General features: G+C 71.4%; 15 protein-coding genes and 1 riboswitch. Of the genes, 7 read left to right on the top strand and 8 right to left on the bottom strand.

Features of this window, described 5'->3' with window-relative positions; genetic code table 11:
* Nucleotides 1-6: 6 nt before the first annotated feature.
* From FDM97_RS09205 to FDM97_RS09185, 5 genes are all read right to left on the bottom strand, one after another.
* Nucleotides 7-825 carry a hypothetical protein gene (locus tag FDM97_RS09205; protein WP_137989911.1) on the bottom strand — a complete coding sequence of 273 codons (819 nt, stop codon included), beginning with the start codon at nt 823-825 and terminating at the stop codon, nt 7-9.
* A 51-nt stretch (nt 826-876) separates the two neighbouring features.
* Nucleotides 877-1,794 carry a methylenetetrahydrofolate reductase [NAD(P)H] gene (gene metF, locus FDM97_RS09200; RefSeq protein ID WP_137989910.1) on the bottom strand — a complete coding sequence of 306 codons (918 nt, stop codon included), beginning with the start codon at nt 1,792-1,794 and terminating at the stop codon, nt 877-879.
* Nucleotides 1,795-1,894: 100 nt separating this feature from the next.
* Nucleotides 1,895-2,545, bottom strand: coding sequence for a thiamine phosphate synthase (gene thiE / locus FDM97_RS09195; RefSeq protein ID WP_137989909.1), 651 nt, complete (start codon nt 2,543-2,545; stop codon nt 1,895-1,897).
* 86 nt (nt 2,546-2,631) lie between these two features.
* The gene (locus FDM97_RS09190; protein WP_137989908.1) at nt 2,632-2,997 is read right to left on the bottom strand and encodes an Rv2175c family DNA-binding protein; all 366 of its coding nucleotides are present in this window, start codon (nt 2,995-2,997) and stop codon (nt 2,632-2,634) included.
* Nucleotides 2,998-3,041: 44 nt separating this feature from the next.
* The gene (locus tag FDM97_RS09185) at nt 3,042-4,274 is read right to left on the bottom strand and encodes an NAD(P)/FAD-dependent oxidoreductase (protein WP_137989907.1); all 1,233 of its coding nucleotides are present in this window, start codon (nt 4,272-4,274) and stop codon (nt 3,042-3,044) included.
* A gap of 116 nt (nt 4,275-4,390) precedes the next feature.
* Nucleotides 4,391-4,503: riboswitch (TPP riboswitch) on the top strand.
* On the opposite strand from FDM97_RS09185, the gene thiO reads away from it, so the two are divergent.
* From thiO to FDM97_RS09155, 6 genes are all read left to right on the top strand, one after another.
* Nucleotides 4,501-5,673, top strand: a complete 1,173-nt coding sequence (gene thiO / locus FDM97_RS09180; RefSeq protein WP_137989906.1) for a glycine oxidase ThiO — start codon at nt 4,501-4,503, stop codon at nt 5,671-5,673. It overlaps the preceding riboswitch by 3 nt.
* Complete coding sequence (gene thiS / locus FDM97_RS09175) at nt 5,670-5,870, top strand: sulfur carrier protein ThiS (protein ID WP_137989905.1); 201 nt, start codon at nt 5,670-5,672, stop codon at nt 5,868-5,870. Before thiO ends, thiS begins: the two co-directional genes overlap by 4 nt.
* 5 nt (nt 5,871-5,875) lie before the next feature.
* Complete coding sequence (locus FDM97_RS09170; protein WP_137989904.1) at nt 5,876-6,670, top strand: thiazole synthase; 795 nt, start codon at nt 5,876-5,878, stop codon at nt 6,668-6,670.
* Between the two features lie 91 nt (nt 6,671-6,761).
* On the top strand, nt 6,762-8,693 hold the full coding sequence (gene pknB / locus FDM97_RS09165) for a Stk1 family PASTA domain-containing Ser/Thr kinase (RefSeq protein ID WP_175439070.1): 1,932 nt from the start codon (nt 6,762-6,764) through the stop codon (nt 8,691-8,693).
* Nucleotides 8,694-8,699: 6 nt separating this feature from the next.
* Nucleotides 8,700-9,551 (top strand): deoxyribonuclease IV, encoded by an 852-nt coding sequence (locus FDM97_RS09160; protein ID WP_137989903.1) that lies wholly within the window; start codon nt 8,700-8,702, stop codon nt 9,549-9,551.
* Nucleotides 9,552-9,636: 85 nt separating this feature from the next.
* Nucleotides 9,637-10,254 (top strand): DUF4396 domain-containing protein, encoded by a 618-nt coding sequence (locus FDM97_RS09155; protein WP_137989902.1) that lies wholly within the window; start codon nt 9,637-9,639, stop codon nt 10,252-10,254.
* Between the two features lie 14 nt (nt 10,255-10,268).
* On the opposite strand, the gene FDM97_RS09150 is transcribed toward FDM97_RS09155, so the two are convergent.
* Nucleotides 10,269-10,901, bottom strand: coding sequence for a sulfite oxidase-like oxidoreductase (locus FDM97_RS09150; protein WP_137989901.1), 633 nt, complete (start codon nt 10,899-10,901; stop codon nt 10,269-10,271).
* A 175-nt stretch (nt 10,902-11,076) separates the two neighbouring features.
* Between FDM97_RS09150 and bfr the strand changes: the two genes are divergently transcribed.
* Nucleotides 11,077-11,553 carry a bacterioferritin gene (bfr, locus tag FDM97_RS09145; protein WP_137989900.1) on the top strand — a complete coding sequence of 159 codons (477 nt, stop codon included), beginning with the start codon at nt 11,077-11,079 and terminating at the stop codon, nt 11,551-11,553.
* Here the strand turns inward: bfr and FDM97_RS09140 are convergent.
* Together FDM97_RS09140 and FDM97_RS09135 are read right to left on the bottom strand one after the other, a co-directional pair.
* On the bottom strand, nt 11,550-11,795 hold the full coding sequence (locus FDM97_RS09140; protein WP_137989899.1) for a (2Fe-2S)-binding protein: 246 nt from the start codon (nt 11,793-11,795) through the stop codon (nt 11,550-11,552). The genes bfr and FDM97_RS09140 overlap by 4 nt on opposite strands.
* 121 nt (nt 11,796-11,916) lie before the next feature.
* Entirely contained in the window at nt 11,917-13,269 is a 1,353-nt protein-coding gene (locus tag FDM97_RS09135; RefSeq protein ID WP_137989898.1) for a class II 3-deoxy-7-phosphoheptulonate synthase, read from the bottom strand.
* Nucleotides 13,270-13,388: the final 119 nt, after the last annotated feature.

The following is a 13,388-nucleotide window of genomic DNA, read 5'->3' as shown; positions in this document are numbered from 1 at the left end:
CCGCGGTCAGTACCGGTACTGCTGGTCGTTGCCGTAGCCGTAGTACTCCTGGCCCTGCTGCTGCGGATGCTCGGCGGGCTGCTCGCTGTCGCGCTGCTGCGGCACCCACACGCCGCCCGGCGGGGTGTCGTAGGTGTACGAGGGCGCGTAGGGGTCCGCGTACTGCTGCTGGCCGCCGGTGCCGTAGTCGTACGAGGTGTACTGCTGGCCGTCGGTGCCCGGGCCGATGTACGGGTCGGAGTAGGCGGCGTACTGCTGCTGGCCGGTGCCGTAGTCGTAGGCGGGCTGCTCATACCCCTGCTGCGGGTAGGCCGGCTGCTCGTACCCCTGCGTGTAGCCGTCGTAGCCGCCGTACGCGGGCTGCGGCTCGGGCTGGGCCTGCGCGTGGTCGTAGGAGGTGTCGTAGACGCCGTACTGGCCGGTGTCGTCGGGCATCGGCTCGGGCGCGTAGACCGCGGTCGTCTCGGCGGGCGAGGGCTCCACCGGCTCGTAGGCGAGGTCGGTGACCTCCAGGGTGGGGCCGGCCTCGGCGGCCGGCGGGCCGGACCTGCGGCGCCGGCTCGCGCCCGGGCTCCCGCCGATCGCCCAGCCGGTGGAGAAGCCGCGGCGGAAGGACAGGGTCACATAGGTCTGGCCCACGGCGAAGGCGGCCGCCCCGACGATGATCACCAGAACGGAGGGCAGCAGGACGCCCAGGACCACCCCGAGGAAGCCGCAGAAGGCGAGCATGCGCCAGCGCAGCCGCGCCTTGTACTGCAGGAGCACCTCACCCAGCAGCCACAACGCCACGACACCGAACGCGATGTAGAGGACCGTCCACCCCATGCCCGCCCCTCTCCTACGGCCACCGCCGCGGGTCTGGGGCGGGTACGCCGGTCACGACTGCACGTGCAGTCCGAGATTCTCGTAGATCTCCAGCGTCGCGGTGGAGTTGTTCAGCGTGATGAAGTGCAGTCCGGGGACACCCTCGGAGAGCAGACGCGCGCAGAACTCCGTCGCGAACTCGATGCCAATGGAGCGTACAGCGGCCGGATCGTCCTTGACGGCGAGGATGCGCTCTTTCACATCCGTGGGGAAGAGCGCGTTGCTCAGCTGGGGCAGCCGGTCGAGGGTCTTCACGTTCACCACGGGCATGACTTCGGGGATGATCGGCGTGTCGCAGCCGGCCTTCGCCACGCTGTCGCGCATCCGCAGATAGTTCTCGGGATCGAAGAACATCTGGGTGATGGCGTAGTCCGCGCCCGCGCGGCACTTGTCCACGAAGTGACGGATGTCCGTGTCCCAGTCATCGGAGCGCGGGTGCATCTCGGGGAAGGCGGCGACGCCCACGCAGAAGTCGCCGGACTCCTTGATCAGCCGGACCAGGTCGGCGGCGTACCGCACGCCCTCGGGGTGCTCGACCCACTCCCCCAGCGGGTCGCCCGGCGGGTCGCCGCGCAGCGCGAGCATGTTCCGGATGCCGGCGTCGGCGTACTGGCCGAGGACGTTGCGCAGTTCGGCGACCGAGTGGTCGACGGCGGTGAGGTGGGCGACCGGGGTGAGCGTGGTGTCACCGGCGATCTTCTGGGTCGCCTTGACCGTCCCGCCGCGGGTGGAGCCGCCGGCCCCGTAGGTCACCGAGACGAAGCTCGGCCCGACCGCCTCGACCCTGCGCAGGGCGTTCCAGAGGCTCCGCTCGCCCTTCTCGGTCCGGGGCGCGAAGAACTCGAACGAGTACGAGGGCTTGCCGGAGGCGAGAATGTCGCGGACCGTGCGGGCGCGGTCCGAGCGGGTGGAAGCGGTACCAAGGGCCATATCGGCAGGTTAGACGGGGGGCTGCTGCCGATGAAGCGGTGTCCGAGTAATGGACACGTTTTTGGACAACCTCCAAGAGGGCGCACCGGGCCCTCGGACGTTATGCCAGGCGCTCGCGGACCCGCTTGGCCAGCCGGGCCGTCGCCGCGGCCGGGTCGTCGGCCTCGGTGATCGCCCGGACGACGACGATCCGGCGCGCGCCGGCGTCCAGGACCTCGTCGAGGTTGGTCTCGTCGATGCCGCCGATGGCGAACCAGGGCCGGTCCTGCTCCAGCGCGGCCGCGTAGCGCACGAGGCCGAGCCCCGGCGCGTACCGACCCGGCTTGGTGGGGGTGGGCCAGCAGGGGCCGGTGCAGAAGTAGTCCACGCCCGGCTCGGCGGCGGCCGCGGCGGCCTCGGACTCGGCGTGGCAGGAACGGCCGATCAGCACCTCGTCGCCGAGGATCGCCCGGGCTGCGGGCACGGGAAGGTCGCCCTGGCCCAGGTGCAGCACGTCGGAGCCGATGGCGTGGGCGACGTCGGCCCGGTCGTTCACGGCGAGCAGCTTGCCGTGGCGACGGCACGCGTCGGCGAACACGGCGAGGTGCTCCAGCTCCTCGCCGGCCTCCATGCCCTTGTCCCGCAGCTGCACGATGTCCACGCCGGAGGAGAGCACGGCGTCCAGGAAGGCGGGCAGGTCTCCCTGGCGCCTGCGGGCGTCCGTGCACAGGTAGAGCCGGGCGTCGGCGAGCTGCTCGCGAGGCGTGGACATGGGTGCTTCCCCCCGTTGGGTGCGGCGGTCCGTGGGGGCCGGGCGGGCCCGGTCCCCACGGAACCTCCTGTGGTGTCTTCGGTGCGTCAGACGGCGAGCGCCTGGGCGCGGCGCTTCACCTCCGTGCCGCGATTCTCGCTCAGCGCCTGCGCGGGCGTGCCCGGCAGGGTCGGGTCGGGAGTGAAGAGCCACTCCAGCATCTCTTCGTCGGTGAAGCCGTCGTCCTTCAGGAGCGTCAGGGTCCCGGAGAGACCCTTGACCACCTTGTCGCCGTCGATGAAGGCGGCGGGCACCTGAAGCGCCCGGTTCTCACCACGGCGCACGGCGATGAGCTGGCCCTCCTTGACCAGCTGCCGGACGCGCGTCACCTCGACATCGAGCATTTCCGCGATGTCGGGGAGGTAGAGCCAGGCGGGGACGAGAGCATCGATTCTTGCGTCAATCTCGGTCACGTGGACAAGCCTGCCATCCCGGACTGACAGTCGGTAGTCGGGCCCTACAGGACTGCCGCCTTCAGGGGGACGGACGGGTCCGCGGCGCGCTCCGGGTCGATCCGGGTGCCGGACTCGATCAGCTTGCGGCCCTGGGCCAGGTCGCGGGGGCGTCCGACGGCGAGCAGGGCGACCAGGACGCCGTCGCGCAGCCAGAGCGCGGACCAGGAGGGCCCGGCCGAATCACCGCGATGGACCAGTTCGGCGGCGCCCGTGTGGTGTCCGGCGTACTGGACGAAGCGGCCGAACTGCTCGGACCAGAAGTAGGGCACCGGGTCGTAGACCTGGGGGGCCGCGTCGACCTGGGGGGCGGCGCCGATGATGTCGGCCGCGACGGTGCGCGGGCCCTGCAGGGCGTTGTCCCAGTGGTGGACCAGGAGCCGTTCGCCGTAGCGGGCGGAGGGGAAGGAGGCGCAGTCGCCGACGGCGTACACATCGGGCAGGGAGGTGCGCAGCCGGTCGTCGGCGGTGACGGAGCCGCCCGCGTCGAGGGCGATGCCGGAGCCGGCGAGCCAGCCGGTGGCGGGCCGGGCGCCGATGCCGACGACGACCGCGTCGGCGGGCAGCCGCCGGCCGTCGGCCAGGACGACCGTGCCGGGTTCGATCCGGTCCACGCGCGCGTGGGTGAGGAGTTCGGCGCCGCTCTCCTCGTACCACCGCACCATCGGGGCGGTGACCTCGGCGGGCAGCGCGCCGGCGAGCGGGCGGTCGGCGGCCTCGACGACGGTGACCGCGCACCCCGCCTCGCGCGCGGCGGTGGCGAACTCGGCGCCGATCCAGCCGGCGCCGACCACCACGATGTCGTGGCGCCGTTCCAGGACGGGCTTGAGGCGGGCGGCGTCGTCGAGGGTGCGCAGCAGATGGACTCCGGGCACGCCCTCGGTGCCGGGCAGGGTGACCGGCTCGGCGCCGGTCGCGAGGACCAGGACGCCGTACGGAACGGGCCCGGCCTCCGTGTCGATCTCGTGGTCGTCGGGGCGCAGGCCGGTCACGTCGAGACCGAGGCGCAGATCGACGGAGAGCGCCTCGAAGTCGACGTCGAAGGCCGAGTCCTCGGCCTTGCCGAGGAGGACCGCCTTGGACAGGGGCGGCCGGTCGTAGGGCTGGTGCGGCTCGGCCCCGATGAGAACGACCGGGCCGGTGAAGCCCTGTTCGCGCAGGGCGACGGCGGTCTGTACCCCCGCCATCCCGGCGCCGACGATCACGACCCGCTGCTGTGCCTGCTTCTGCTCGCTCACCCGATCACCTTACGCACCTGACGAATCGTCAGGAAGCCGGTTGCCGCATCCCGGACTCGACGCCGACAGGCTCCCTTACTGGGCGTCGGGGGCTGGGGATAGTCTGACCGTCAACGTAGAGCACTCGCGGGAGCCCGGACGCACCGGGCTGAGAGGGAGGCTGGCCGGCCTCCGACCGTACGAACCTGATCCGGGTCATGCCGGCGAAGGGAGGGGCTGGACGCCCATGTCGCGTACATGCAGTACATCCGACGTCCTCGTCATCGGGGGCGGAATCATCGGCCTGGTCACGGCCTGGCGGGCCGCGCAGCGCGGGCTGCGCACCGCGGTCGTGGACCCCGAGCCGGGCGGCGGGGCCGCCCAGGTGGCTGCCGGCATGCTCGCCGCCGTCACCGAACTCCACTACGGCGAGGAGACCCTCCTCGCTCTCAACCTGGCCTCCGCGCGCCGCTATCCCGGCTTCGTCGCCGAGCTCGAGGACGCCACGGGACAGGACGTGGGCTACCGGGCCTGCGGCACGCTCGCCGTCGCGCTCGACTCCGACGACCGGGCGCATCTGCGTGAGCTGCACGCCCTGCAGACGCGCTGCGGCCTGGAGTCGGAATGGCTCAGCGGACGCGAGTGCCGCCGCCTGGAGCCGATGCTGGCGCCGGGGGTACGCGGCGGACTGCGGGTCGACGGCGACCACCAGGTCGATCCGCGCCGGCTCGCGGCCGCGCTCGTCACCGCCTGCGAACGGGCCGGGGTGGTCTTCCACCGGGTACTCGCGGAGCGGCTGACGGTGGTACGGGACCGGGCGGCGGGCGTGCTGCTCGCGGACGGCGACGCGCTCGACGCGGACCAGGTCGTGCTGGCCGCGGGCAGCCTGAGCGGCCGGCTGGCCGGCGTACCGGACGAGGTCCTGCCTCCCGTACGCCCGGTCAAGGGACAGGTCCTGCGGCTGAGCGTGCCGCGCGCGTACGCGCCGTTCCTGTCCCGCACCGTCCGGGCCGTCGTGCGCGGCAGCCACGTCTACCTGGTGCCGCGCGCGAACGGCGAGCTGGTGGTCGGCGCGACCAGCGAGGAGCTGGGCTGGGACACCACCGTCACGGCGGGCGGGGTCTACGAGCTGCTGCGCGACGCCCACGAGCTCGTGCCCGGCCTCACCGAGCTGCCGCTCACCGAGACCCGGGCGGGTCTGCGGCCCGCCTCGCCGGACAACGCGCCGCTGCTCGGCCCGACCGCGCTGCCCGGCCTCCAGCTGGCCACCGGCCACTACCGCAACGGGGTCCTGCTCACTCCCGTGACCGGCGACGTGATGGCCGACGCCCTCGCCACCGGCGTGCTTCCGGACGAGGCCCGCCCCTTCACCCCCCGCCGCTTCTCCCCCGCTCACGTACGTCAGGAGCAGCCCGCATGAACGTCTGCGTCAACGGCGAGGCACGCGTCCTCACCGCGCCCACGACCCTCGACTCCCTGGTCGCGACGCTGACGGCGGCGCCGTCGGGCGTGGCCGCGGCCGTCAACGAGACGGTCGTGCCGCGCAGCCAGTGGTCCGCGACCGTCCTCGGCGAGGGCGACCGGGTCGAGGTCCTCACCGCGGTGCAGGGGGGCTGAGCGCGATGTCCGACGACACCTTCCTCCTCGGGGGTACGGAGTTCTCGTCCCGCCTGATCATGGGCACGGGCGGCGCGCCGAGCCTGGACGTCCTCGAACGTTCGCTGGTCGCCAGCGGTACGGAGCTGACGACCGTCGCCATGCGGCGTCTCGACCCGACCGTGCAGGGCTCCGTGCTGTCCGTCCTGAACCGGCTCTCCATCCGGGTCCTGCCGAACACGGCGGGCTGCTTCACGGCGGGCGAGGCGGTCCTGACCGCACGCCTCGCGCGGGAGGCGCTGGGCACCGACTGGATCAAGCTGGAGGTCGTCGCCGACGAGCGGACCCTGCTGCCGGATCCGGTCGAGCTGCTCGACGCGGCGGAGACGCTGGTGGACGACGGATTCACGGTCCTGCCGTACACGAACGACGACCCGGTCCTCGCGCGGAAGCTGGAGGACGTGGGGTGCGCCGCGGTCATGCCGCTGGGCTCGCCGATCGGCTCGGGGCTCGGGATCCGCAACCCGCACAACTTCCAGCTGATCGTCGAGCGGGCGGGGGTGCCGGTGATCCTGGACGCGGGGGCGGGCACGGCCTCGGACGCCGCGCTGGCGATGGAGCTGGGCTGCGCGGCGGTCATGCTGGCCTCCGCGGTCACGCGGGCGCAGGAGCCGGTGCTGATGGCCGAGGGGATGCGGCACGCGGTCGAGGCGGGCCGCCTGGCGTGGCGGGCGGGCCGGATCCCGCGCCGCCACTTCGCCGAGGCCTCCTCGCCGACGGAGGGCCGCGCGGCCCTGGACCCGGAACGCCCGGCGTTCTGAGCGCCCGGGAACCCGTTCCGCACGTCACAGGTGTGCTGCGGTCACGGCCGGTGGGGACGGGGTGTCCTCACCGGCTCGTAAACTCGGGGCCGTGGACACGACCCTTCAGGACCCCCTCGTCGGGCAGCTGCTCGACGGCCGCTACCGCGTCGACGCGCGCGTCGCCGTCGGCGGGATGGCCACGGTCTACCGGGCCGTCGACATCCGCCTCGACCGGGTGCTCGCGCTCAAGGTGATGCATCCGGCGCTCGCCACGGACGCCACCTTCGTCGAGCGGTTCATCCGCGAGGCGAAGTCCGTCGCCCGGCTCTCGCACCCCAATGTCGTGGGGGTCTTCGACCAGGGCGCGGACGGCGCGTACGTCTATCTCGCCATGGAGTACGTCGCCGGGTGCACCCTGCGCGACGTGCTGCGCGAGCGCGGGGCCCTGCAGCCGCGGGCGGCGCTCGACATCCTGGAGCCGGTGCTCGCCGCGCTGGGGGCCGCGCACCGGGCCGGGTTCGTGCACCGGGACATGAAGCCGGAGAACGTCCTGATAGGGGACGACGGCCGGGTCAAGGTCGCCGACTTCGGTCTCGTACGGGCCGTCGGCTCGGCCACGAACACCACCGGCTCCGTCCTCGGCACCGTCTCGTACCTGGCGCCCGAGCAGATCGAGCACGGCACCGCGGACACCCGCGCCGACGTGTACGCCTGCGGTGTCGTCCTGTACGAGATGCTGACCGGCGGCAAGCCGCATGCCGGGGAGACCCCCGCGCAGGTCCTCTACCAGCACCTGAACACCGACGTCCCGGCCCCGTCCGCCGCCGTCCCGGGGCTCGCCCTCGAACTGGACGAGCTGGTGGCGAGCGCCACGGCCCGCAACCCCGAGGTCCGCCCGTACGACGCCGTCGCGCTCCTGGCCCTGACCCGGGAGGCCCGCGCCACGCTCGGGGACGAGCAGCTGGACGCCGTACCGCCGCAGGCGCACTCCCAGGCGCACTCCCAGGACGAGGTCGCCGGGGCGGGCCCCGAGGAGCGCACCAGCGTCATCCCCCGGGCCACGCTGCCTCCCGAGGCGCAGCCGGTCCAGCACACCAGCCGGCTGCCCATGCCACCGCCCGAGCCCCGCCCGGAGCCCCGGCGCGGGACGCGCCGTCCCCGCGGCCCGCTGCTCGTGATCGCCGCCGTCCTGCTGGCTCTCGGGATCGGCGCGGGCGTCTGGTACATCAATTCCGGCCAGTTCACGCGTGTCCCTGCCGTCCTCGGCCAGACCGAGGCCCAGGCCACGAAGCGGCTCACCGACGCCGGTCTCGACGTCGGCGCGTCCAAGCGCGCGTTCAGCGACGTCTACGAGCGCGGCACGGTCATGGCCAGCGACCCCGCCTCCGGCGAGCGGATCCGTGGCAACGGCACGGTCACGCTCACGGTCTCCCGGGGGCCCCGGATCGTGAAGGTGCCGAACCTCAAGGGGAAGCCGCTCGCGGAGGCCAAGCGGCTCCTGGCGAAGGAGGGCCTGGCCGCCGGCGTCGTCACCACCTCGTTCAGCCAGGACATCGCGCAGGGCGCCGTGATCAGCTCCGACCCGGAGCCCGGCACGGAGCGCAGCCCGGACTCGGCCGTCGCCCTCGTCGTGAGCAAGGGCGTCCCGATCGACGTCCCGGACGTGACCGGGGATTCGGTGGCCGAGGCCACCGGCACGCTCCAGGACGCCGGTCTCACCGTGCGGGTCGCGACCGAGCGGATCCACTCGCCCGAGGCGGCCGGCACGGTCGCCGCCCAGTCCCTCGCGGAGGGCAGCCGCGCCGCGAAGGGCGACACGATCACCCTCACCGTCTCCAAGGGCCCTCGGATGATCGAGGTCCCCGACGTCGTGGGCGACTCGACCGACACCGCGCGCGGGAAGCTGGAGGCGGCGGGCTTCGACGTGAAGGTCGAGAAGACCTTCCCCTTCCTCGGCGACACGGTCTCCGGCCAGTCCGCCGAGGGCGGCTCCACCGCTCCCGAGGGCTCCACCATCACCCTCACGATCAAGGGACTGTAGGCACTCATGCGCAACCCCGTCGGCGGTCATGTCCCCGTGGCCGGCGGCCTCGCCACGGTCGGTCTCGGCTACGCCCGCGGGCTGGGCGCCGAGACCGTCCAGGTCTTCGTGGCCAACCCGCGCGGCTGGGCCACGCCCGCCGGGAACCCGGCGCAGGACGAGCTGTTCCGCGCGGCGTGCGAGGCCGAGTCCCTGTCGGCCTGGGTCCACGCCCCGTACCTGATCAACTTCGGCTCCCACACCGAGGCCACCGTCGACAGGTCGGTCGAGTCACTGCGCCACTCGCTGCGCCGCGGCCGGGAGATCGGGGCGAAGGGCGTCGTGGTGCACACCGGTTCGGCGACCGGAGGCCGACCGCGCGAGGAGGCGCTGGCGCAGGTACGGGAGCGGATGCGGCCGCTGCTCGACGAGCTGACGCACCCGGACGACCCGTTCCTGCTGCTCGAGTCGACGGCCGGGCAGGGTTTCTCGCTCTGCTCGCGCGCCGAGGACTTCGGCCCGTACTTCGACGCGCTTGACCGCCACCCGAAGCTCGGGATCTGTCTCGACACCTGCCACATCTTCGCCGCGGGCCACGATCTGACCGGCCCGTACGGGATGACGCGGACGCTCGACGAGTTGGTGGCGACCGTGGGCGAGGGGCGGCTGAAGCTGATCCACGCCAATGACTCCAAGGACGTCGTCGGTGCGCACAAGGACCGGCACGCGAACATCGGGGCCGGTCACATCGGCGAGGAGCCGTTCCGGGAGCTGATGCGTCACCCGGCGACCGAAGGGGTGCCGCTGATCATCGAGACCCCGGGCGGGAAGGACGGGCACACGGCGGACGTGGAGCGGCTGAAGAAACTCCGAGGCTGAGATTTCCGTTGAGGAATACCCCTGGGGGGTATACGGTTCCTGTCAAGAGAGAGACGGGAACCGCTATCCGGCATTGGGGGCCCTCATGCAGCACGAAGCGCACGCACACGAGCAGCAGCACACCGGACACGAGAACCACCAGGGCCACGAGGGCCACGAGGGCCACGCCGGTCACCATGAGCACCACGGCCGGCACGAGCCCCACGGCCGGCACGAGCCCCACGGCCGGCACGGTCAGCACGACCACCAGGGACACGCCACCGGTGCGGTCAGCTGGTCCATGGCGATGAAGGCCACCCTCCACTGCCTCACGGGATGCGCCATCGGCGAGGTCCTCGGCATGATCATCGGCACCTCGCTCGGCTGGGGCAACGCCCCGACGATGGTCCTCGCCATCGTCCTGGCCTTCTTCTTCGGCTACTCGCTCACCCTGTGGGCGGTCGTCCGCGCCGGACTGAGCCTGAAGGCCGCCATCGGCGTCGCGCTCGCCGCCGACACCCTCTCCATCACCGTGATGGAGATCGTCGACAACGGCGTCCTGCTGCTCGTGCCCGGCGCGATGGACGCGCATCTGTCGGACGCGCTGTTCTGGGGCGCCCTCGCCTTCGCCTTCCTCGTCGCCTTCCTGATCACCACACCCGTCAACAAGTGGATGATCGGCCGCGGCAAGGGCCATGCGGTGGTCCACCAGTACCACCACTGATCAGGGCTCCGGGGTCAGAGCTCCGGGCCGTCCCCCGGCTCCTCCTGGTACGAGTACCGCTGCTCCCGCCAGGGATCGCCGATGTTGTGATAGCCGCGCTCCTCCCAGAAGCCCCGGCGATCGGCGGTCATGTACTCCACACCCCGGACCCACTTGGGCCCCTTCCAGGCGTACAGGTGGGGCACCACGAGCCGCAGCGGGAAGCCGTGCTCGGCGGTGAGCAGCTCGCCGTCCTTGTGGGTGGCGAAGATCGTGCGCTCGGAGGCGAAGTCGGAGAGGCGCATGTTGGCGCTGAAGCCGTACTCGGCCCAGACCATCACATGCGTGACGCCGGCGGCCGGCGGGGCCAGCTCCAGGATCGTCCGGGCGGGCACACCCCCCCATTCGGCCCCGAGCATGCTGAATTTCGTGACGCAGTGCAGATCGGCCACGACGGTCGAGAACGGCAGCGCCGAGAACTCCTCGTGATTCCAGCACCGCTTCTCGCCGTCCGCGGTCGCCCCGAAGACCCGGAACTCCCAGCGGTCGGGCTTGAACTTGGGGACGGGGCCGTAGTGGGTGACAGGCCAGCCGCGCTGCAGCCGCTGCCCCGGAGGAAGATCCGACTGCCCTGCTTCCCGGTGTACTCCGCTCTCCGGCTGACCCATGTCATCCATGGTGACAGACCGCGAGGGGTGGTCATGACCAGCCAACCTCACATCGCACGCGGATTCGGGCAACTCCCACTAAGCCTGCACTTACTGGACGCTCCCCACTCGTGGTGCAAGGATGCGGCCATCCTGCCCAGTCACGGCGTACCTATGCGTGGAAGGAGCCTCTGCGATGCAGGGCGACCCCGAGGTCCTCGAGTTCCTCAACGAGCAGCTGACCGGCGAGCTGACGGCCGTCAACCAGTACTGGCTGCACTACCGCATCCAGGACAACAAGGGCTGGACCAAGCTCGCCAAGTACACCCGCGAAGAGTCCATCGATGAGATGAAGCACGCGGACAAGCTCACCGAACGCATCCTGATGCTGGACGGTCTGCCCAACTACCAGCGGCTCTTCCATGTCCGGGTCGGCCAGACGGTCAAGGAGATGTTCGAGGCGGACCGCCAGGTGGAGGTGGAGGCGATCGACCGCCTCAAGCGCGGCATCGAGGTCATGCGCGCCAAGAACGACATCACGTCGGCGAACCTCTTCGAGGAGATCCTGGCCGACGAGGAGCACCACATCGACTACCTCGACACCCAGCTGGAGCTGATCGAGAACCTCGGCGAGGCGCTCTACATCTCGACGCTGATCGAGCAGCCGAGCTAAGCCGCCTCGGAGAGGTCTTCAGGGACGGAGGTCAGCGCGGGCATCCCCTGGTCGACGAGCTCCCGCCGGGGGCAGTTGCCGCGCCCGAGGATGGCCTGGATACGCCGGACGCACGAGCCGCAGTCCGTGCCCGCCTTGCAGGCCGAGGCGATCTGGCGAGGCGTACAGGCGCCGGCATCCGCGTGCTCCTTGACCTGCTTCTCCGTAACGCCGAAGCATGAGCAGACGTACACGCGGTTCACCTCCCGCCGAGATCGATAAGGCGAACCTAACCTTACCCGGCACCTATCAGGTGTAAAGCCCTGGATATGACTGTGGGGCGCGGATCACATGGATCCGCGCCCCACAGTCGTAGGAACGTCCTTACTGATCGCGGTACATCTCCGCCACCAGGAACGCCAGGTCGAGCGACTGGCTGCGGTTGAGCCGCGGGTCGCAGGCCGTCTCGTAGCGCTGGTGCAGGTCGTCGACGAAGATCTCGTCGCCGCCGCCCACGCACTCGGTGACGTCGTCACCGGTGAGCTCGACGTGGATGCCGCCCGGGTGCGTGCCGAGGCCCTTGTGGACCTCGAAGAAGCCCTTGACCTCGTCGAGCACGTCGTCGAAGCGGCGGGTCTTGTGGCCGGAGGCCGCCTCGAACGTGTTGCCGTGCATCGGGTCGGTGACCCAGGCGACGGTCGCGCCGGAGGCGGTGACCTTCTCGACCAGCTCCGGGAGCTTGTCCCGGACCTTGTCGGCGCCCATGCGGACGATGAAGGTCAGCCGGCCGGGCTCGCGGTCCGGGTCCAGGCGGTCGATGTACGTCAGCGCCTCGTCGACCGTGGTCGTCGGGCCGAGCTTGATGCCGATCGGGTTCGCGATCCGCGAGGCGAACTCGATGTGGGCGTGGTCGAGCTGGCGGGTGCGCTCACCGATCCAGACCATGTGGCCGGAGGTGTCGTACAGCTTGCCGGTACGCGAGTCGGTACGGGTGAGGGCACCCTCGTAGTCGAGCAGCAGCGCCTCGTGGGAGGCGTAGAACTCGACGGCCTTGAACTCGGCCGGGTCGGTGCCACAGGCCTTCATGAAGTTCAGCGCGTTGTCGATCTCGCGCGCCAGCTGCTCGTAGCGCTGGCCCGACGGGGACGACTTCACGAAGTCCTGGTTCCAGGCGTGCACCTGGCGCAGGTCGGCGTAACCGCCGGTGGTGAAGGCGCGGACCAGGTTGAGCGTGGAGGCGGAGGCGTTGTACATCCGCTTCAGGCGCTCGGGGTCCGGGATCCGGGCCTTCTCGTTGAAGTCGAAGCCGTTGACCGAGTCGCCGCGGTACGTCGGCAGGGTCACGCCGTCGCGGGTCTCGGTGCCCTTGGAGCGGGGCTTGGAGTACTGCCCGGCGATACGGCCGACCTTGACGACGGGCACGGAGGCCGCGTACGTCAGGACGGCGCTCATCTGGAGCAGGGTCTTGAGCTTGGCACGGATGTGGTCGGCGGACACGGCGTCGAAGGCCTCGGCGCAGTCGCCGCCCTGGAGCAGGAACGCCTCGCCCCGGGCGACGGCTCCCATGCGGGCGCGCAGCTGATCGCACTCGCCTGCGAAGACGAGCGGCGGATACGACTCGAGGTCCGCGATCACATCGCGCAGAGCCTCGGCATCGGGGTACTCAGGCTGCTGCGCCGCGGGAAGGTCTCGCCAGGTGTTGCCACCGGCGGCGGGGGTCTTAGCGTTCACGGTCACAACCACCACATTACGGGGTTTGGCGCCCTGTCCAGCGCGACGCCCAATGGCTGAGACGCGCGCCCGAAATGTCCCTCGGTGATCGTCACGCCATCGGGCGGTGTTACTCTCACGCGCGT

Origin of the sequence: Streptomyces vilmorinianum (assembly GCF_005517195.1) — a bacterium.
Classification (GTDB): domain Bacteria; phylum Actinomycetota; class Actinomycetes; order Streptomycetales; family Streptomycetaceae; genus Streptomyces; species Streptomyces vilmorinianum.
This window is presented reverse-complemented; position numbering and strand designations above follow the sequence as displayed.